Raw genomic sequence first — 20452 nt, forward strand, 5'->3', positions numbered from 1 at the left:
TTGACCTCCTGATCGCTAATCAGGAGATGATGCTATGACATTTATAACATCTAAATTAAAGGATTTAAATGAGAATCGCCAGCAAAATTCTATATCATCTGATAACCATTCAGAAACTTTTAATTCTTCTTCTCCCTTAGTGACCCGATTTCGTTTTGAAGTCAACGAAGTAATTCAACACATACGTTCAAAAATTTGGGGACAAGATGAAGTGTTAGAAGGTATAGAAGAAATGTTAAATATAATTTGGACGGATATTACAGAAGAAAACCGCCCTTTGTATGTAGCCTTACTTCTTGGGCCTACAGGGGTTGGAAAAACAGAAATCGTTCGCGTACTTAGTGAAGCTATTTACGGAAATGCGGAGGCTTTTTGCCGTATTGACATGAATACACTAACCCAGGAACACTATGCTGCGGCACTAACCGGTGCACCTCCAGGATATGTAGGAAGCAAAGAGGGGAACTCCTTATTTCAAAAGGAAAAAATTGAAGGATCCTACAGTAAACCTGGAATTGTTCTTTTTGACGAACTGGAGAAAGCAAATGACCAAGTGATTTATTCCCTGCTTAATGTAATGGATAACGGCATACTCGTTATGACATCTGGAGAGAAGGTTATTCATTTTCGTAATGCCATGATCTTTATGACAAGCAATATTGGGGCAAAAGAAATTATTAGTTATGCAAATAAAAGTTTAAAATATAGATTACGTAAACTGCTTTGGTTTTTAAGCCCTTCCAATTTTGGAAAAACAGAACAAGATTTTCTCCGCTCGATAGTTTTTTCCCAATTAGAAAAACGATTTAGTCCTGAGTTTATCAACAGATTCGATGATATTTTTGTCTTTCAGTGGCTAAAACAAGATGCGCTGGAACATATTCTTGATCTTAACATTCAAGCTATTAACCGAAGAATAAAAAAATACAACTGCACACTTCAGCTCGAAGGATCTGCTCGTAAATTTTTGATTAAAAAAGGATTTGATCAGCGATATGGCGCGAGATTTTTAAAACGCGCTATTCGAAAATATATAGAAGTTCCTTTAGCTGCAAAAATCAGCAAGAGATTACATCAAGATCACCCAACCAAATTTATTGCAAAAATTAAGGACGGCAATCTCATCCTCTTTGAAACAGCACAAGACAAGTGATAATTATTTCACTGGATAAAGTCGTGGTGCAGTATTATGTATCAATGGTTTAATGCTATTGGGAAAAGTCGATGAAAAAAGCGCGAGAGTGTTTAACTTATTTATTGGATCGATGCAAGTTATGACACCATTTTATCTCATTTTTACATCTACAGGAGATTCATGGATGATCTTAAACGCATCCGGCATTTTTCTTTTTGGTTTAACTTATTTATATGTTAGGAATTTCGAATCTAAAAAACTTTAACTCTTCAGGTTTAGGTTGGTACTCTCTATGGGTAGCAATTCTTGCTTTAGGATACAGCTATATAAACTTTATTAAACTGCAAGATATAAAATTCGGTATTATTTGGCTTATGTGGTCCTTTCTATGGACATTATTTTACTTGCTGCTTGCACAAAAAAGAACATTGCTATCTTTACTGGGTGGAGCGCGTTTATTCAAGCATGGATTACAGCAACTATTCCCCCCTTTCTTCTTCTCAATAACCAATGGGAGTTCGTAGGATAAAAAACTGCTTTCGTAGTAACTATTTTAACAATTCTAGCTTTTATCGCTATCTATATTCACAAAACCTACTTCTGTCAAAATAGACAGCATTTCAACAAAATCTTAATTATAGAGCTCGGATCACCTATTGATTTTTTCTATACTTTAGCATTTGATTATTTTCTTTTGTATTAAAATAAGACTTGTAAAACAGCATGAAGACGAATATTTAATTGGCTTGAACAATCATTGTGTTCTTGTGTTGGTTAACAATAAAGATCAACCAACACAAAGGGTTTATTTCGATGATGATGAAAAATTTAGATTCCTGATTTTGAAAAGCAATTTTATGCCTATTTAATCCTTCTGTATTGTTCTACATAAAAATACCTTAATTCTCAATTATCTTATTCTTTAATATTTCGAACACACAATGAAATGATAAAGCGAAAACATAATCTTCAACATATTCCACCGACTTGTTTGAGTATGAATCCCTTTATCGTCACATAGTCTTTCAGATGTAAATGTTTTATTAATGCTCGGGCATTTACTGCATTTAATCAACACAAGGCACCCAATCCGTACTTGTCAGAACCATTTCATTCGAATAAAATTGAGGAAAGGAGATTTTTAAAAGGAGTCAAAAAATGGAACAAAAACTCGACTTAATTTTAGAAAAAGTGATGTCTATTGACAATGATCTTAAAAATGTGCATGATCGACTAGATTATATCGGGACGCGATTGGACCAGGTGGATGATCGATTAAATCGGGTCGAAAATCGGTTGGATCGAGTAGAAAAGCGATTAGATCAAGTAGAAACACGCTTAAATCATGTTGAAGAGCGATTGAATCGGGTCGAAAATCGGCTGGATCGAGTAGAAGAGCGATTAGATCAAGTAGAAACACGCTTAAATTATGTTGAAGAGCGATTGAATCGGATTGAACAGGAACAAAAATCAATTAAACAAGCTGTAATGGAAACAAACGAAGAAATGAAAAACCTCCAAGAAAGCTTCAAATCTGTTTACGAAATTATTGGCGAACATGACGTTTCCATCCGTACGTTACGAAAAAAAATTATGTAACCTACAACCACCTCAAAAAGTGATAACCTCACTTCTTTTTTTAACCCTGTGCTATTTCCTGGAAATACCATACAAAAAGCAAAAATTTTTTCCCATTTTATTCAAAGAACCTGTATTTAAACTTTTATTCTGACCTTTGAAAATAAATAAAAAAACGTGCCCAATCATACAGTTCTCTATTTGGCATATTGTGCTAATGAATAACTTAGGATTGCTAAAGCTGATGAGCACGAGCACATTCAAAGCCGCCTCATCTTGATGTCTTCTCCATTTTTTCACTAAAAGGATGTAAAAAATATTGAATACTATAAACTACTAATCTAAACTGATAGTTGATGAGGTAGAAAGACTTCCCTTTGTTTGACTGGAGTTGATTTGATGATTGCTACTATGTATAAACGGAGAATGAAAGTAGCATTTGCTTTATCTTCTATAGTTATGCTCATTTGTATTTCTGTTTTTTTCATCGATCGACCAGATTCTTTACAAAATTGGTTAAATCTTTCTTCAATAGGTATTGTCGGTCTTTTTTTGTTTTTTACCGGAGTTTCAAGCCAGATGAAATATAACGGTGAAAGATATTCAAATTCATGAGTCAAAAGCTTCCCTCCTTGAGTTGGATCATCTTGTTTTAAAAAAAGATATTGGCTTTTTTCCTCGTCTCCTACTGTTTGAAAAAAGCGGCCATTTTGTTGGAACGATTAAGCCAATCCGTATTCCTTCTATTTTTTACCCAATGAGCCTGCTGCTTCGTGATTCATTGATCATGACGCTTCCGATTACATATGGTGTTTTTTCGAATAAAGGAAATGTGCTGTTTACCTTTAAGAGAAAAGGAATGAAAAAGTCGATTGTAACTGTGAAGGATGTACATGGCCGAAAACTGGGAGAATATGTACAAGAGGATTGGAAAAGTCTAGTCAACATAAAAGGTGAGCTGAGAGATGCTGATGATAAGCTGATTCTCCCTGTTAAGGTTAAGGCCTTTTCTGGTGATTTTACATTAACAGATTCCGAAGGTCGGCAGTTGGCCCGTTTCTACAATGGATATTTCCCTCATGAATATACAAATATTTTTCGTGATGTGTACAATGATATCGTTGAGCTCTCTGACAACTTGTCGAAACATCATAAAATGCTTTTAATTGCAATGACTGGCTTTTTATTTTTGCAGCGCAACCAATAGTCTAGTGTTGTTTTGGGAGTTTTCCCGCTACCACTTTACGATTTCCAAATTAACAAAAAACTTTTTAAAATAGATCCAGTGAACTGCACGAGCTTACTAGTTGATGTGTGTAATAATAAATCCATGCAGGAAAAGATGCTCCTGCATGGATTTTTGTACTGAATATCGTCCTTACAACGAAATTTTTTTAGGGGGGTAAACGCATTATCACTTCCGGAGTGTCGAATTTATTTTTTTAGCTGTATCAAAGAACATGGCAGATGTTTGATACAGTCTTTTAATCTATCAAAAGAGTTTTTATGGACAGTCAAGTTATTTCGTTAATGCAGGTTCATTTTGTGCACTTTCCTCTTTTTTTGGCATTTGGCGGACTCCAAATGCAACACGTTTAATGTTAAACAAGTGATTGACCGTAACATTGTCAGATGTAACGTTGTTGCCAATAGCACCGCAGCCAAGAGTCAAGGACGGTTTTACGTTCACTGTAGCGCCAATAGCGCCAAATGTTGTACCGGCATTTACAATGATACGTCCTGCTGGTTTATCGATTGTGTAAGCTTCGATTACTTTTTCATCCTCAGCGTGAATTCCGACTGTGTGACCAAGTCCGCCTGCATCAAGAAGTTTTTGGGCAAGCTCGCTTGCTGCTTGCATATCTTTCACTGTATAAAATGCTAGCGTTGGAGATAGTTTTTCAATTGAGAATGGATATTCTTTCCCAACTCCTGTTTCTTCTGCAACGATCACTTTCGCCTCGGACGGAACTTCAATACCTGCCATTTCACCAATCACTTGAGGTGACTTTCCTACAATTTTTGCATTCAGTCCACCGTTTACGAGAATGATGGATTCTACTTTTCGTTTTTCTTCTTCATTCAAGAAATAAGCGCCTTGTTTTGTCATCTCTGCAACAACTTTCTCTTTAATCGACTCATCCACTAAAAGAGCTTGTTCAGAAGCACAAATTGTTCCGTAGTCAAAAGTTTTGCTTTCAATAATAAGTTCAACAGCTTTTTCGATATTGGCACTTTCATGAATGTATACAGGTACGTTTCCAGGACCTACTCCGTATGCTGGTTTTCCGGAGCTGTAAGCAGCTCTTACCAATCCAGGACCGCCTGTGGCAAGGATGACATCAGTTAATTTATGCTTCATCAGCTCGTTTGTTGCTGCCAATGTTGGTTGGGTAATGCACAAAATCAAACCTTTTGGTGCTCCGGCACGCTCTGCTGCTTCTTGCATAATTCTTGCCGCTTCCGTTGTACATTTCGCAGCAGCTGGGTGAGGGCTGAAAATAATCGCATTTCCTGCTTTAACTGCGATCAATGATTTAAAAATGACTGTTGAGGTAGGATTTGTAGATGGAACAATTCCTGCAACGATCCCTACAGGTTGAGCAACTTCCCATACGCGGTTTTCTTCATCGCGACGAATAATCCCGACTGTTTTCACATCCTTGATAGAATTGTAAACATCATTCGCTGCGAACAGATTTTTTACTGTTTTATCAGGAACATTCCCGAAGCCAGTCTCTTCGACTGCCATAGCAGCCAATCGCTCAGCTTCTTCCCTTGCCGCTTTAACCATGCTTTCAACAATATGATCAATCTCGCTCTGATTCATCTTTGCCATTATTTTTTGAGCTGTTTTCGCTTCCTCAAGGTAATTTCTTACTTCTTGGATAGATTGTAAATCAATATCTCGCAACATCTTTGCTTCGCTCCCTTTCATAGTTTTCATTTAACTAGCAGATTCATATTGTCATGATCTCAAATGACACTATTTCAATTTTGTTCGCTTGAACAAGCATCATTTTTTGTGTTTCTGCCCTCACCTCCTCAAATGCTAGCAGTTTGACATCACTGATTCTTGTCATGACCACTTTATCGAACGACGATCTAATCTGATGTCGTCACCAATATGCAAAACTCCTTCTTCCAATACTTTCGCTTTTTGACAAAGAAGAAGCATTTCAACCGCTCAAAAATTGATAACGATTACAAAAAAGCGGTTTCATAAAACCCGAAAATTTGTAGAAGTATATTTTTTATTTATTTAAATATCTAGAATCATCGATATAAATAATTATAAATCGATAATTCTCGATATCTGAATCTATAAATATAATAAAACAAAATAAAAAGGGATTCAAGCCAAAAGCAACAATTAAAAAAATAGGCCTATAAATCCCTTGATAATAATTCATTCAATTTTTTGATGTTCTCTTCATCCCTTTTATAATAAGTCCATTGCCCAACACGTTTTGCCTTTATTAATCCGGCATTTTGCAGCATCGATAAATAATGGGATACAGTAGATTGTGACAGTCCAACTTTTTTATGGATATCGCTCACACATACTCCATCTTCGTGTATATCACCGTGCTGCGGTTTGGGAAAGTGAGCTTCCGGATTCTTGAGCCATTGTACGATTTGCAGCCTCGTTTCATTTGACAAGGCTTTAAACACTTCTAAAAGTTCCATTGCTACCTCCAATTGACAATACTTATATTTCAAAACAACAGCGGAATAAAATTTGCATTAACAGACAATAAAAACACAAACAACGACAATCCTAAAACGGAGGTTGATCGCTCTTGCATGGATAGATTAGCATATAACCAACAAATCTACAATACCTTGACGACTAGCTCTGATTGTTGACAGCGTGGCAGTGATCATTAGCCCCTAAAACGTAATAATTTTATTATTAATTCAATAATACACGAAGCCCAACCATAAAAGCAAAATCCAAGTCTTTTAGCAATAAACTGCTTTATTTTCTGTAAAGCCCTGATAATAAAATTACATACAATTATAATCAACTTGATTCTTGAACAGTCAATCAGCCTCCTCAGCGCTTCATGTTCAAACACAACCTTATAAACATGTTTTCAGAGCAGCCAATCAAAGATGAACTGTTGAATCTTTGATCCGGATGATCGTAAAAACAAATTCATTGTTCCTTCTATAAGCGAAAGACAGCTATATTGAATGCGGGCAAAATCCTTTTCAGACACACTTGCAGAGCGAAATTGTTTCAGATTGTGGTGAAAGCGCGCTGAACACCATTGCATGATCAGGCGAATCATTGCATATAGTTCATGTTTGTTTTCATCATACACTTGATCACTATAGCATCCTTATCATCCAAGTAAGAACTCCAAATATTCTCTCTTTGTTTTCCTAACTTTAAAACCAATAAATGATACGCCATAATTATTATACATCTTGATTCGTTTTTTCGAATCACACATGAAAGTTTTTTCACTGACGGCTTAAAAAATATCGATCCAAATTTTCGCTGCCGTCGCTAAAATTAAGACAGCTAAAATTACGCGGAGTACTTTTGTGCTCATTTTTTGTCCTGCTTTTGCACCTAAAGGAGATGCAATCAAACTTGCAATGATCATAATTATTGCAGGAATGAATTCAACTTGGCCCGTTGTGATTTTTGCAAATGTCGATCCGATTGAGGAAATAAACGTGATCGCTAATGAGGAGGCAATCGTCATTTTCGTTGGAATTTTTAGAACAGAAAGCATAATCGGCACTAATAGAAAAGCTCCTGCCGCTCCGACGATTCCTGATCCAATTCCGATCAAAAATGAAAGCGAAGCTGCCAGCCATTTATTGAAGCTCACCATGCCCAATGGAATATCATCAATCCCTTTATTTGGTACGAACATCATCAAAACAGCAAATGCTGCTAAAATGCCGTATACAAGATTAATGCTTCCTTCACTCATCATCCTAGAAACGTATCCGCCAATGAAACTTCCAATTAAAATACTGCTCCCCATATAAAAAATTAACGACTTATTTAAGTATCCACCTTTCCGATAGACTAAAACACCGCCAATCGTCGTAAAAAATACTTGGACGGCACTAATTCCCGATACTTCATGGGCGCTGAACTCGGCAAGCTCAAAAAGCGGGGGCAGGTAAAGAAGCATCGGATATTTAATAATGGAACCGCCAATCCCAACCATACCGGAAAGGAAGGAACCGATAAAGCCAATAAGAAACATTACGATAATAAAATTGAACGTTATTTCCATTGATATACTACTCCTTTGATGTTGTTAAAATCGGGGTGCGTATATGCACCCCGCTAGTAAGTGAATTATCCTTTTTAATTCGAAAATGACCGATCATGTTCTTCTTTTTCATCATCGTATGCCTATTGCTTGATGCCCAAGGCGATAAATGAATTTTCGTCCCAATGCAATGAACCATCGATTAATTCACAATAAGGAACAATTCAATATTGAGAAATTTCGCCTTTCATTTTCCAATTGCAAAATAGTTCGCATGTATACTATAAAAATGTTTTTTTGTTGTTTAAAGATTTTTTGTACCTTTATCATATATTTGTATATTGATAACCAACTGTTCAATCATTGTTCAAGCGATCCATTCCATTCTGACATACCGGGGACAATATTCCATACGTTTGAAAACCCTTTTTCTGCTAATTTCTGGGCTGCCAAACTACTGCGCGTTCCCGTGCGGCAGACGACATAAATGGTCTTATCTTGCGGGAGTTCCTTGATTCGTTCCTCCAATTCTCCAAGAGGAATTGACACGGCACCAGGAATATGCCCAAATGCAAACTCTGCCGGTTCACGGACATCTAAAATGATAATTGACGGATCATTTATTTTGTCTGCTAATTCTTCATTGCGAATAACATGGGGGAATTTCGCTTCATTCTTTGCCTCGCTCTCACTTGCTCTACGAATATAGTGCTTTAATATCCCTTCTTCTTCAATTGTACCGAGATAGTGATGTCCAGTGCTTTCTGCCCATGCTTTCATATCCGCTTTCGATCCTTTGTCTGTTGCTTGTACCTCCAGTACTTGTCCAGGCTGCAACTTATGAATCGCTTTTTTCGCTTTGACAATCGGCATCGGACAAGACAACCCTTTAGCGTCTATTGTCATATCTACTTGAATCATGACTTTCTCCTCCTTAAATGGGAACTATTCTACAGGATCTTCTTATTTATGCATTAATTTCCGCAACTTTCCGATAGTTTTCGGCTCGTCTGCTTTTTCCTTCAGACAGCAGGCGAGAGTATTTTCTTTTTCTGTATCTAGTTCATTCTTAGAAACTTAAACAGTCAGGGCGTAATATTTATGGAACTAGAAATTTTCCTAAATCGACTTCTTCTAGTTCATGAACATCAATAACATTGAATGTTTTCCTTTTATGGAACAACGCCTCAAATTTCTTTAGCAGAATAGTTGTTTCATAGCAACCTTTATGACCAAGAGTTCATGCCGCCTTTTACATTGGTTACACGCTGAAATCCTAATTTCTTTAATAATTTGCTTGCTTTGGCGCTTCTCATTCCACTTTGACAAATCACAATAACTTCTTTATCTTTTGATAGTTCATGAACTCGTTTTGGAAGCTCGTGAAGCGGAATATTTTTAAAACCAGGAATATGATTCGTATGAAACTCAATAGGTGTGCGTACGTCAATGTAATGAACATCTTTTTTTCGTAATTCCTTCTTTAATTGCACTACAGATATGATTCGCACTCCTTTTATGGGCAGAAACCGATTGACAACGAACCATATCACCAATAGAACTAGACCAATATTAATAATGGTTTGAACCATAGACCCCACCTTAAATAAACAAATTGACATTTCCTTCAGAAGCATCTGCTAAATACGCAGCAACCCCTGCAAATTCGATGCCGTCTATTAATTCATCCTGTTGGAGTCCTAAAAGATCGACTGTCATTTGGCAAGCAACCAGCTTTATTCCTTGTTCCTTTGCCATATCGATTAATTGCGGCAGCGGCACAGCATTATGTTTTTTTATCACCCGCTTAATTAACTTCGCTCCTATTCCGCCAAAGTTCATCCGCGACAGTCCCATGCGGTCAGCACCACGCGGCATCATTTTCGCAAACATTTTTTCTAATAATCCTTTTTTCACCGGAACTGTCGAATCTTTACGCAATGCGTTAAGCCCCCAGAACGTATGAAAAATTGTAACCTCATGGTCATAGGCAGCAGCGCCGTTCGCGATAATATACGCTGCCATCGCCTTATCATAGTCACCGCTAAACAAGATGATCGTTGTTTTTTTCTTTTGCTCCGACACTTTGTTTCCACCTTCTTCTCAAAATACTCATAGGGGTATAAAGATAGCAAAAATTATCCCTTTTTAATCCAAAACGTAAAAACGCCATTTTCTTCTTTCATATTAACAACCGTATGTCCACTTGCCTTTGCCCAAGCGGTCAAATCGTTTTTGGAACCTTTATCCGTTGTATGCACCTCTAAAACTTGACCAGCTTCTAACTCATCAATTGCTTTTTTTGCTCTTACGACTGGCATTGGGCATGCAAAACCCTTTGCATCTAATACTTTATCTGCATTCATTGTAATGACCTCCTTTAATATTACCATTACCCCTATATGTATATTAATAGGGATAAAAAAATCTGTCAACTTTTCTAAGAAAAGTTGACAAATTTTTAACGACTTTTTACCAACAGCTCTACAGCTTCTTTTACTAGGTGTTCCGTTTTTTCCCCATTTTCTAAGCTTTCACGGATACATTGCTCTAAATTGGAACTTACAATAACGGCAATAGTGCGATCAATAGCGTTTCGTGCAGCAGAAAGTTGAGAAATCACGCTTTTGCAGTCCTTTTCTTGTTCCATCATACCAATAATCCCTTTTACTTGTCCTTCAATTCGTTTTAGGCGGTTTTTGATCTCTTTGCTGTATTCCATTTGGCATTTCTCCTTTCTTTGCAAGGACAATCGGCCATTGAATAGCTCTTAACTTTAAAACCGCGGCTGCGCAAAAAGCGAATGCCTAAATTTTTTCCTACTTCATCACTTGCAATCACATGGATTGGTTTATCAGGAATTTCATAAACATGCCGTTTTAAATAAGCAAACGGTATGTGAAAGGAATTCGCAATGGGATAATGATTTGTTTTTTCGTTGTAATCACGAAGATCTAGAATCGTTAAAGAATTTATACTTTCATCGCGGTAGTCAACACACGGAACTCCTCTTACTGGATAATACCGCCGATAGACAGATATTGATAACAAAATAAATAAAGCCAAAAGCAGTATTCCTTCCAATTCTTCTTTCCACCTCATTCATTGTTTTTATTTATGAACAATTATATACATGTATAAGTATATAATCAACCGATTTATTTTTCTAAACAAATTTTGGAATAGAGGCATTGTCTTTACTTGTTAGTTATCAATATAGCTTTCCCTTTACTTAATTTAAAAAATATTTGCGGAGGGAGAAAAAGGAGACTCGGCATGAATGACTCAAGTCTCCCTTTTTTAATCATTACCGGACTGCGCAACGGTTTGGACCGATTTCCATCTCGCGTTGCTGCTCTTCATCTGGATGAAGCTTTCCCATATTTGTTTGCCGAATTTCCTGATAAGCATTCGGTTGCGGAGGCAAGTTTTCCGTCACCGTTTTTCGAAACTCTTCTTCGCTCGCGATATTGAGACCATGATTTTTTGCGTACAACATACCTAATGTAGTACCAACACTACCATCGTCATTCATTTCACCCGGTACCATAAAATGTGCAGGCAAAACCAACAGGTCATCTGCTAATTGTTTATAGCGCTCATATAATGTCTTGCGCAAATCCCCCACCCAATCCTGCGCTTTTCCAGCCAAATCCGGACGACCGATCGAATCGATAAATAAAACATCTCCCGTTAGTAAATATTGGTCATCTATAATAAACGAAGTGCTGCCAATTGTATGTCCCGGTGAGTAAACAGCTTCGATCACTGCATGACCGACCTGAATGCGATCCTCATCTTGAATCGGTGCATAGGAAAAGGTCACTTCTGTCGCATCTTTTGGAGGCAAATAGTACGTCGCTCCCAATTGTTCAGCCAACTTGCGGCCGCCGGAAATATGGTCTGCGTGCAAATGGGTATCAATGACATATTTAATAGAAATCTCGCGTTCCTTCGCAAACTCAACGTATACATCCGTCATGCGATTTGTATCAATAAGCGCACCTTCTCCGTTTGATTCGATCAAATAGGACAGGCAGCCTTTCCCGAGACGGACAAATTGATAAATCGCACCGCCGTTTTTCAGCTCAGCGATTTTGACCGGTTGTAAATGCTCGCTCCACGCTTTCATACCGCCTTCAATGGAATAGACATGTGAAAAACCTGCTTGTTCAAGCTGTTCGGCAACAAATAGCGATGATCCTCCTTTGGCACATACCACATAAATTTCGTTTTCTTTCTCTTTAGGCAATTGCTCAAGAAATGGATCCACACCGTCAAGAACTTCAAAATAAGGAATATTTACAACTTGTACGTTCTTTCCTTCAATTCTCCAATCAGCATACTCCTCTTGATTGCGTACATCGACTATAAACAAGTCTTCCCCGCGAATGATTTTGTTTGCAATTTCTTTTACCGTGATGGTTTTTACCGTCATATTCCCTTCTTCCTCCTATCGAATGTTGTAAATTTGGTTTAAACTAATCATTTTACACATACATGTATGGGTATTTATGGTCTTAATATTACAAATTATTGCTCTAAAAGTCAACGCTTTTTATTTTTAGATGCAATTACTTCCTTCAGTTCGCCGTATTGTTCTATAAACGATAATGGAGGGATTGAAGATGTTTGCTTAAAATAAACGTATGATTCGAACGAGATTGGGAAGGTCGATAAATTGAAACGATCAATGAAGAAGACACTGGATTTTACATATTCGTAATAGAATTCAAGCTTATCCCTTTTTATAAATAGGAGAATTAGGTTTGTCGCTATGATAGGGATTATCTCGTTTCCACCGCCATCGATGCAGCATCGTTTTGCCATAATGGCGAACGGACGAGTTGCTGCAATCATCAACGCAACTTTTTTAACAAGCATTTCCAGCTTGGGACTCTATACTTATATTTCAACCATTTTGGATAACTTAAAAGCACCCTCACCCTTGCACCTTATTTGTGGGCATGGGGCATTGGGGGCGTTATCGGGAGCTTTTCCGTTGGATATTTCATTGACCGGACGGCACAACCGAAAATGCTTATGGCCGGAATTATAGCCATAATGGCTTTAGCTATGATCTGCATACCATTTGCACTCTCTTTCCCGATGCGATCCTTTTTACCTTTTGTTCTATGGGGGGCGATGGGCTGGGCTTCGCAAGCCCCGCAACAACATGAACGGCTTCGTTACCAGCCTGAGCATGACGCTGCTGTTGTAGCTTTAAACAGTTCCGCTAATTATTTAGGAAGTGCAGTAGGTTCTTCTCTTGGGGGGGATTGTATTGCTTGCAGGATTGGCTCCTTCCTCCCTTCCGTTTGCTGCCAGTTGTCTAGTTTTGGCGGCTTTACTAGTACAATGTTTGATTATGTTCAGTAAAAAAAGTAAGCGCATATCAGAACTTAAGAAATAAACTTATCTATGAAAAACAATTCTTTCTATAATTCGTATACCGAGAAGCATGACGCACTCAGGCTCTCACAAAGCGATTGTTTGGCTCGCGATGCTTGAAAACTCATAAATGGTATAACAAGAATCATATAATAATTATTTTCTCTAGAAAAATATAAATTCAAACAAACAGGGTGCCGTTATCGGCTTAACCAGAATAAATATGATACGTGAATTTATTGGCAGGCGGAACCTGAATCTCATCGTTCCACGAAATATATTGAGGAACTTATCGTGTTTTGGGGAAAGGTATTAATAACTGTTCATTTTGTTCGCCTGCAAGATTTCGGTTCCGTCTCTTATGATGTTTTGATTTAGTTGCGAAAAAACAATTTTTCTTATGTCTATTTAAACCATCCCCTTTCTTTAGATTGTTTAATCGCTTCGATCCGGTTCGTTACCTCAAGCTTATCCAAAATCGTTGAAATATAGTTTCGGACCGTTCCGGTTTTTAGTTTCAGTTCGTCCGCTATTTTTTTTGTGTTTTTTCCATCGGCAACGAGTTCTAATATTTCCTTCTCCCTTTCCGTGAGAGGATTTTCTTCACTGTAAACATCATCCATCAGCTCGGGTGCATAGATTCGCCGGCCTGCCATGATGCTGCGGATCGAACTTGCCAGCTCCTCGCTGGGGCTGTCTTTCAATAAATAGCCGCTGACACGAGCTTTTAAAGCCCGTTGGAAATAACCAGTACGGGCAAACGTTGTTAAAATGATCACTTTACATTCCAGGTCTTTCAGCTCTTCAGCTGCCTCGAGGCCACTTTTTTTGGGCATTTCGATATCCATGATGCAAACATCAGGCTGATATTGCTTCACAAGTGAAACAGCTTCTTCTCCGTTGCTCGCCTTCCCCACCACTTCCATATCCTCTTCCAAATTAAGCAAAGTCCCTAAAGCGCCCAGCATCATACGCTGGTCTTCAGCTATGACGATTCGAATCATGATTTGAGTCCCTCCTTAACGGTCTGTTTTACTACATTAGGTATTTTCATGATTAATGTAGTCCCTTTTTCCGAGCAAATTTCCAGACTGCCGTTCACAAACTCCAGACGTTCTTTAATTCCGATCAGTCCGTTTCCTTTCGCAAGATCCCGTTCCTCCTCCATGCCGATTCCGTCATCTTGCACCGTAATACATATTTCGTTCCAAGATTGCTGAATGGCAATCCGGCAAGTAAACGCCTTACTATGTTTTACGACATTTGTTACTGCTTCCTTCAAACACATACTTAAAATGTTCTCAATAAACGGGGATACGTTTGATAGTGTGAATTCTTCTTCATTACTTACCAACTTGATTTCAGCAGCTTGGAGTAGTTGTTTTATATGTATGATTTCCTCTTTCAATCGAACCCCGCGCATTTGTGAAACTATTTTCCTTACTTCATTCAATGCAGTTCTGGCCGTTTGTTGAACGTCTTTTAACTCGCTGCGGGCTTGTTCAGGGTCTTTGTAAATTAATTTTCTAGCCAAATCGCTTTTTAGACCGATAAGGGACAGCTTCTGGCCTAACGCATCATGAAGATCGCGGGCAATTCGCTGGCGCTCCTCCTGTTTCACGAGCTCGGAAATTCTTTTGTTGGCATCTTGGAGCTGTTCTTCGAGCTGCCCTTGCTTTTTTCGATTATAAATGTTGAATGGAAGAAGGATGACGCTAATCCAAATGATGATGACAAATGGCAATTGCTTTAAGAATAACTTTTCCTGTAGAACCACGTTATAGTTGATCGAGATGGTCGTTGCAGCTAAGTGAATGATGTACAATATTAAAAAAGCAATGCGGTTTTTGATATGACCGTTATAGTAAGCAATATAAAAAGCAAAATAGATAAATTGGAAAAGGATCGTCATCGTGATAGAAATCCCAATTAAAATTGATGTCCACAAGTAGACAGGCCACTTCTTTGAAATAAAAGCTAAACGATATACAAAGAAAAATATAAGTGTCAGCACGATCCCTGCAATGATTTCCTTAGTGGAGGAAGATTGAAAAATAAAATAAAACGGCAATATGCTAAAAACGCTCCATATATAAGGAGTAATTCCCGAGAATTTCTCTAAGATCATATACTTTTTTTGCATGGTCAAATCCTCTAAAAATTTGTTTTATATGTTATCTTATCATAAAAAGGTACACTGCGTCTTGAAAACTTTGCCCAATTTTCTAAAGATTTTACAATTCAGATTCAATATGGACTTTCGACTTTTTTTCCTTCTTTTTCGATAAGTCTTTAAACCCGACAAACTTTTTCGCTTGCTCATCCCATAAGCGGAATTGGAGAGATTTTAAGCTTGTCGCTAGAGTGATGGTTGGTACATTCTGTAAAAGATACGTTTGATTGTGTGCCTCTTCCAGCTTATAATTAGGTATCCTTGGGCTCAAATGATGGACGTGGTGAAAACCGATATTTCCAGTAAGCCATTGCAGCGGTTTTGGAAGCTTATAGTATGAACTCCCTTCAACAGCTGCTTTCACATACTCCCAGTTTTCATCTTCTTCAAAATAAGAATCTTCAAATGTGTGCTGTACGTAAAAAAGCCAAATGCCTAAAGAGCCTGAAATGAAAAAGATTGTGCCTTGAATGATAAGAAACGGCTCCCATCCGATCGTCCAACCAAGCAGCCCAACTAAGGCAACGATTGATATGTTTGTTATATATGTGTTGATGCGTTCCTTTAACCTCGCATTTTTTCTGTTAAACCGATTTTTAATAAGGAAAACGTAAATCGGTCCTAGCCCAAACATCACGAACGGATTTCGATATACCCTGTAGGCGAATTTAGTTAAAGGCGGTGCTGACAAATATTCATCAACTGTCAAAACCCATATATCCCCTGTTCCGCGCTTATCTAAATTTGAGCTGGTTGCGTGGTGGACTGAATGGTTGTGCTGCCATTTGCTGTACGGAAACAACGTTAAAATACCAGCTATTGTTCCAAAAATTTTATTGGCAAGGCGGTTTTTAAAAAAGGAATAGTGACAGCAATCATGGAAAATGATAAAAAGTCGAACTAAAAATCCAGCTGCGATCATGCAAATAGCGAAAGTAAGAACATAAGAAATGGATAAGCTTTGATAAGCTAAAAACCATAACAGAAAAAACGGCACAGTCGTATTGACCAACTGCCAAACACTATTCATCGTGTTGGGTTTTTCATAAGGAGCCATTTGCCTTCTTAATTTTTTTTGCATTTGTTTCATCATGTTTCGATTCCCTTCTTTATTTGATATTTCTAATCATAAATGAGGGAAATCGATCTGTGTAGTCATATATGTCATATTCAAAATATGATAAATGTCATATATCGTTTTCTATCATATTCGCTTTTGCTGACGGACATGCACACTTGGAAATGAATATTCCTTAACAAAATGCATATTTTCTCAAAGCTTAATGCAGTGAGGGAGCCAACGTGCAAAAGATGAAAAGAAAAAGATAACGGCATTTGCGGAATTTTGTGGATCATCAAAAAATATACTCTGGGGAGATTTTTTCATTTAGTATTGAATTTGGATGAAGGTGTGGAGTTTTCTTGTATTTTTTCGATATTACTCTGTTAGCTTACTGGCGATTTTTTCGTAGCTCTAACCACCAAACTCATCCATTCATTTCTTTGCAGTTTTAGTGTCTTTTTCCCTTTTATGAAGAAAGAGAACTTTTTCAAATCGCAAAAAACTGAAACTTGAGGCCTCTTTGTTAGACTTCTCCATACGCAAACGGCACAATCAACCTGTATGATGATATTCGAACAAAATTCTCATCTGCTTCCCTGTTTCTTTTCGTCTATTTAACCCCTGTATAAATTTGCTCGTTTATAACGATTTTTTTTAAGGCTGCCACAAACGACAGCCTTGTCCATTTTTTTATTTTGCTATTTTTTGAGGATGATCTGGCAATTCATTGACTGAAACAACTTGGTCTGTTTTCTTTTTCGGTTTTTTCCAATACTTTTCGTTGCCAGGCAGATCATCAAACCATGTTGCATCATCAGGGCAATCAAGCACCATAAATTGTCCATAATTGCCATCTCTAGATTGGTGATATTTCAAATACGCTTTTCCGTTTTCGATAGCTAAAATCTCGATTTTCCCAGAGGTATGGCTCATTGACAGGCGGACGCGCTTGCCTAGTCCTGATGTTCTTGCTTTTGCTTGTTCAACGATATCGTAAACTTCTTTCAATGTTAATACAAAGTCACTGTTGCCAGCAACAGGTCGATTCACAAAGAAATAATAAGGTGTTACTCCCGCCCATGATAACTTATCTAATAATTCGCCTAAAACAACAGGATCGTCATTAATTCCTTTTAATACTGGAGTTTGGTTGACCACTATTGCTCCGGCGTCATGGAGCGCTTCAAAAGCTTTTTTTGCTTCTTTTGTAATTTCTCTCGGATGGTTGACGTGAGCCATAATGTAGATTCGTTTTTCAGGAGAGGAAAACTCTCTAATGAGTTGGAGTAAAGATTCATCTTCATAAATTCTCATAGGGTTAAAGACAGGCATTTTGGAGCCGATGCGGATAATTTTTACATGCTCGATTTCTCGTAAGCTTTCAATGATCATGCGCAATTTTTTCGTAGCAAGGATTAAAGGATCCCCTCCAGTTAGAAGAACATTGTTGATTTCAGGAGTTTTGCGAATATAGTCAATACCAGGCTGTACGTCTGCCATCGCTTCTTTTACATCACTTCTAAATAATCTTTTTCGAAAGCAATAGCGGCAATATGCTCCGCAAACCTCAGAAACTAGCAGCAATGCTGTTGTTTTGTACTTATGCTGGCAGCCAGGAACGACATAGTTTGTATCTTCATCTGATGCGTCCCACCTCCCATACTCTCGCATTTCTCCTTCATTTGGAATAACTAATTTTCTGATAGGGTCGTTTGGATCATTCCAGTCGATCAGGCTTAAATAATAATCATTGACCCGAAACACATATTTTTCTGTGATCGGCTTCAGCTTTTCCCGTTCCTCTTTTGGGATTTGTTCAATTTTGTCGATGTTTGTTATATATTTTGGCATCGCCACATGTATCACTCCCCCATCATTAGTTAACAGTTCTATGATAACATATAGTAACAAATTATTTAGCAATATGTCCAAAACGTTCATTATTTTTTTGCAAAATTCGATAATATTTTTTCAAAAAAATTTGCCTTCCAGCAAGGAAAACTATTAAGCTAGTTTTCCAATGCGGACTTTTCTCTAATACAAGTCCAAATAGAAGGCAGATTCCACTACATTTGCTAAAACAAGGAATAAATATCTGACATATCTTGATAAGCTTTCACTAAATTTAGAATCCTTTTTTGTGAGTCTCCATCCCCGCTGCAACAATATATTGACTTAAGCCAAAAATGAAAAAAATCGTTTTCTATATTTTATATAAATAAGTAAAATAAGCGGCTTCCTGCTTTACATAAATTCTTTCGGGCAGCATGAAGCATTGCTTAAACTGATACAACCTTCAACAGTTCTTTTACCGCATAGGCAAAGCCGTTCTCATCGTTCGTTTTCGTGACAAAATCGGCCTTTTCTTTCACTTCCTTTGGAGCATTTCCCATTGCAACCGATGTGGTCGCGATCTCGAATTGGGCAATGTCGTTGCCTCCGTCGCCAAACGCATAAATTTCTTCAAATGTCAGCTGCTTCATTTTTTGATAGCGTAAAATCGCTTTTCCTTTATGCGCTTCGCTGGAGGTAATTTCAATATTATTAGGAAATGATGAGGCAATGGATAGGTCGCTTCTTTCGCTTAATGCTTCCTTCACTCGATCGATTTTTTCCGTTTCATCATGATTCACTAATCCAATCAGCTTATAGATTTTTACATTTTCCAGCTTGAAAATAGAGTCATAATCAAATTGGCGAAACATCTCTTCGATCTCATTCCAGCTCAGCTTATGCAAAGGCGGTAAAGTGGATGGAAAGCCACCCTGATTGGTGTAAACGAGAATTCCGACATCCAGAGCTTTTACTGTTGCAAAAATTTCTTTAAACGTTTTTTCATCTATTGTTGCTTCATACATCAGCTCTCTTTTATCGGAATATAATACAGCCCCATTAACACAAAAAATCGGCACTTGGAGCTCTTCAACCGCTTTAATCTTGATGACGTCCGGAAATGCACGTCCCGTATTTAAAATGACTTCATGTCCTTGCTTTTTCAATTCATGTAAAACTGATAAATTTTCATGTGAAATTTCATGCTGCGAATTTAATAGTGTGCCATCTAAATCAATTGAAAAACATTTCATATCCTCATCCCAATTCCTTTCTTTTTTTAAAATAATAAAGAAACTTCTTATTTTTCTCTTACCTATTTTATCAAAATCGTCCTGATCGCTGTAAAGATTTCCTGTTTACAAGAATGGCCAAAAAGCTTGCTTTGCCAGAAAGTCAATTTCCGCTCGGTTGATGGCAGCCCAAAAGATGAAAGAGGTTTAGAAAAATAAAAAGAAAGCTTCAGTACAAAATGGACAGTGACATCTATGCAAAAATAGCTGGATTCGAAGCATCGGCTGGGCATACAACAAATGACAAGAAGATGGCAAATAGATACACGCACAACTAGGCTATAGATGCAAATTGTCTGGCTTTTTTACCTTCAACTGGAAAAATTTTTTCATAGTGATTCACTCTTCAATGTTATAAGTTTTTATTAGGGAGTGAATATCAAATGATCTATCGAAGTGTCAAACAACTGGAAAAAGAATATAAACTAAAAGAAGCCCTTCGTTCTGTCAGAGATTTATGGTATCAACTAACGGAAGGGTATGTAACGATCCCTGAATCGACTGAAAAGCTTCAATCTTTCATTGAATATTTTGAAGGAGAATTGCCTGCAGGATGGATCCTCACAATGGATGAACAAGGAACGATACAAGCACGTACAAATTATTCTAATAGATTTAGTCAGATGCTAGTATGTAAAAGCTTTTCTGGAAAAGAGCGTGTAAAAATAATTTCTTAAAAGTTTTCCCTCAGTATCGCAGACTGAGGGGTTTTTTGTATAAAATGAAAAATTTCAAACATAA

The 20452-nt window shown here is 37.5% G+C and carries 22 protein-coding genes and 2 pseudogenes; 7 read left to right on the plus strand and 17 right to left on the minus strand.

Annotated features, from left to right (window positions below):
• Positions 1-34: 34 nt before the first annotated feature.
• The 4 genes and pseudogenes from NSQ61_RS06375 (at position 35) to NSQ61_RS06385 (ending at position 2734) form a co-directional block, all read left to right on the plus strand.
• Positions 35-1153: an AAA family ATPase gene (locus NSQ61_RS06375; RefSeq protein ID WP_340806371.1), complete on the plus strand. Its 1119-nt coding sequence runs from the start codon at positions 35-37 to the stop codon at positions 1151-1153.
• A 37-nt stretch (positions 1154-1190) separates the two neighbouring features.
• Positions 1191-1400: pseudogene (locus NSQ61_RS06380) on the plus strand (AmiS/UreI family transporter); the annotation flags it as partial.
• Positions 1369-1664: pseudogene (locus tag NSQ61_RS20230) on the plus strand (AmiS/UreI family transporter). The pseudogenes NSQ61_RS06380 and NSQ61_RS20230, both read left to right, overlap by 32 nt.
• A gap of 629 nt (positions 1665-2293) precedes the next feature.
• Positions 2294-2734, plus strand: a complete 441-nt coding sequence (locus NSQ61_RS06385; RefSeq protein WP_340806373.1) for a hypothetical protein — start codon at positions 2294-2296, stop codon at positions 2732-2734.
• A gap of 320 nt (positions 2735-3054) precedes the next feature.
• On the opposite strand, the gene NSQ61_RS06390 is transcribed toward NSQ61_RS06385, so the two are convergent.
• Entirely contained in the window at positions 3055-3333 is a 279-nt protein-coding gene (locus tag NSQ61_RS06390) for a hypothetical protein (protein ID WP_340806375.1), read from the minus strand.
• Between NSQ61_RS06390 and NSQ61_RS06395 the strand changes: the two genes are divergently transcribed.
• Positions 3306-3920, plus strand: a complete 615-nt coding sequence (locus NSQ61_RS06395) for a hypothetical protein (protein WP_340806377.1) — start codon at positions 3306-3308, stop codon at positions 3918-3920. The genes NSQ61_RS06390 and NSQ61_RS06395 overlap by 28 nt on opposite strands.
• 312 nt (positions 3921-4232) lie before the next feature.
• Here NSQ61_RS06395 and NSQ61_RS06400 read toward each other — a convergent pair whose 3' ends face one another.
• The 11 genes from NSQ61_RS06400 to NSQ61_RS06450 form a co-directional block, all read right to left on the minus strand.
• Positions 4233-5630 carry an acetaldehyde dehydrogenase (acetylating) gene (locus NSQ61_RS06400; RefSeq protein WP_339211512.1) on the minus strand — a complete coding sequence of 466 codons (1398 nt, stop codon included), beginning with the start codon at positions 5628-5630 and terminating at the stop codon, positions 4233-4235.
• A gap of 470 nt (positions 5631-6100) precedes the next feature.
• Positions 6101-6403: an ArsR/SmtB family transcription factor gene (locus tag NSQ61_RS06405; protein ID WP_063389511.1), complete on the minus strand. Its 303-nt coding sequence runs from the start codon at positions 6401-6403 to the stop codon at positions 6101-6103.
• A 794-nt stretch (positions 6404-7197) separates the two neighbouring features.
• Positions 7198-7980: a sulfite exporter TauE/SafE family protein gene (locus NSQ61_RS06410; RefSeq protein WP_340806381.1), complete on the minus strand. Its 783-nt coding sequence runs from the start codon at positions 7978-7980 to the stop codon at positions 7198-7200.
• A gap of 339 nt (positions 7981-8319) precedes the next feature.
• Positions 8320-8880, minus strand: coding sequence for a sulfurtransferase TusA family protein (locus tag NSQ61_RS06415; protein ID WP_117016959.1), 561 nt, complete (start codon positions 8878-8880; stop codon positions 8320-8322).
• A 305-nt stretch (positions 8881-9185) separates the two neighbouring features.
• Complete coding sequence (locus tag NSQ61_RS06420) at positions 9186-9551, minus strand: rhodanese-like domain-containing protein (protein ID WP_144598008.1); 366 nt, start codon at positions 9549-9551, stop codon at positions 9186-9188.
• A 10-nt stretch (positions 9552-9561) separates the two neighbouring features.
• Positions 9562-10044 carry a DsrE/DsrF/DrsH-like family protein gene (locus NSQ61_RS06425; protein WP_066246720.1) on the minus strand — a complete coding sequence of 161 codons (483 nt, stop codon included), beginning with the start codon at positions 10042-10044 and terminating at the stop codon, positions 9562-9564.
• A 53-nt stretch (positions 10045-10097) separates the two neighbouring features.
• Positions 10098-10325 carry a sulfurtransferase TusA family protein gene (locus tag NSQ61_RS06430; RefSeq protein WP_066246718.1) on the minus strand — a complete coding sequence of 76 codons (228 nt, stop codon included), beginning with the start codon at positions 10323-10325 and terminating at the stop codon, positions 10098-10100.
• A 95-nt stretch (positions 10326-10420) separates the two neighbouring features.
• Positions 10421-10681 carry a metal-sensitive transcriptional regulator gene (locus NSQ61_RS06435; protein WP_063389517.1) on the minus strand — a complete coding sequence of 87 codons (261 nt, stop codon included), beginning with the start codon at positions 10679-10681 and terminating at the stop codon, positions 10421-10423.
• Positions 10648-11043, minus strand: a complete 396-nt coding sequence (locus tag NSQ61_RS06440; protein WP_311067281.1) for a sulfurtransferase — start codon at positions 11041-11043, stop codon at positions 10648-10650. Before NSQ61_RS06440 ends, NSQ61_RS06435 begins: the two co-directional genes overlap by 34 nt.
• A 223-nt stretch (positions 11044-11266) precedes the next feature.
• The gene (locus NSQ61_RS06445; RefSeq protein WP_311067280.1) at positions 11267-12397 is read right to left on the minus strand and encodes an MBL fold metallo-hydrolase; all 1131 of its coding nucleotides are present in this window, start codon (positions 12395-12397) and stop codon (positions 11267-11269) included.
• A 110-nt stretch (positions 12398-12507) separates the two neighbouring features.
• Positions 12508-12843, minus strand: coding sequence for a hypothetical protein (locus NSQ61_RS06450; RefSeq protein WP_340806386.1), 336 nt, complete (start codon positions 12841-12843; stop codon positions 12508-12510).
• Between the two features lie 261 nt (positions 12844-13104).
• Between NSQ61_RS06450 and NSQ61_RS06455 the strand changes: the two genes are divergently transcribed.
• On the plus strand, positions 13105-13338 hold the full coding sequence (locus NSQ61_RS06455) for a hypothetical protein (RefSeq protein WP_340806389.1): 234 nt from the start codon (positions 13105-13107) through the stop codon (positions 13336-13338).
• Between the two features lie 416 nt (positions 13339-13754).
• On the opposite strand, the gene NSQ61_RS06460 is transcribed toward NSQ61_RS06455, so the two are convergent.
• From NSQ61_RS06460 to NSQ61_RS06480, 5 genes are all read right to left on the minus strand, one after another.
• Positions 13755-14354, minus strand: a complete 600-nt coding sequence (locus NSQ61_RS06460) for a response regulator transcription factor (protein ID WP_063389521.1) — start codon at positions 14352-14354, stop codon at positions 13755-13757.
• Complete coding sequence (locus NSQ61_RS06465) at positions 14351-15493, minus strand: sensor histidine kinase (protein ID WP_063389522.1); 1143 nt, start codon at positions 15491-15493, stop codon at positions 14351-14353. Before NSQ61_RS06465 ends, NSQ61_RS06460 begins: the two co-directional genes overlap by 4 nt.
• Positions 15494-15584: 91 nt before the next feature.
• Positions 15585-16616: a fatty acid desaturase gene (locus NSQ61_RS06470; protein ID WP_340806392.1), complete on the minus strand. Its 1032-nt coding sequence runs from the start codon at positions 16614-16616 to the stop codon at positions 15585-15587.
• A 660-nt stretch (positions 16617-17276) separates the two neighbouring features.
• Positions 17277-18443 carry a KamA family radical SAM protein gene (locus NSQ61_RS06475; protein WP_063389524.1) on the minus strand — a complete coding sequence of 389 codons (1167 nt, stop codon included), beginning with the start codon at positions 18441-18443 and terminating at the stop codon, positions 17277-17279.
• 422 nt (positions 18444-18865) lie between these two features.
• Positions 18866-19672 (minus strand): HAD family hydrolase, encoded by an 807-nt coding sequence (locus tag NSQ61_RS06480; RefSeq protein ID WP_340806394.1) that lies wholly within the window; start codon positions 19670-19672, stop codon positions 18866-18868.
• Positions 19673-20094: 422 nt separating this feature from the next.
• On the opposite strand from NSQ61_RS06480, the gene NSQ61_RS06485 reads away from it, so the two are divergent.
• Entirely contained in the window at positions 20095-20388 is a 294-nt protein-coding gene (locus NSQ61_RS06485; RefSeq protein WP_066246704.1) for a hypothetical protein, read from the plus strand.
• The last annotated feature ends 64 nt before the right edge of the window (positions 20389-20452 follow it).

The sequence above is a fragment of the Aeribacillus sp. FSL K6-1121 genome (assembly GCF_038003725.1).
In the GTDB taxonomy this organism is placed as follows: domain Bacteria; phylum Bacillota; class Bacilli; order Bacillales; family Aeribacillaceae; genus Aeribacillus; species Aeribacillus composti.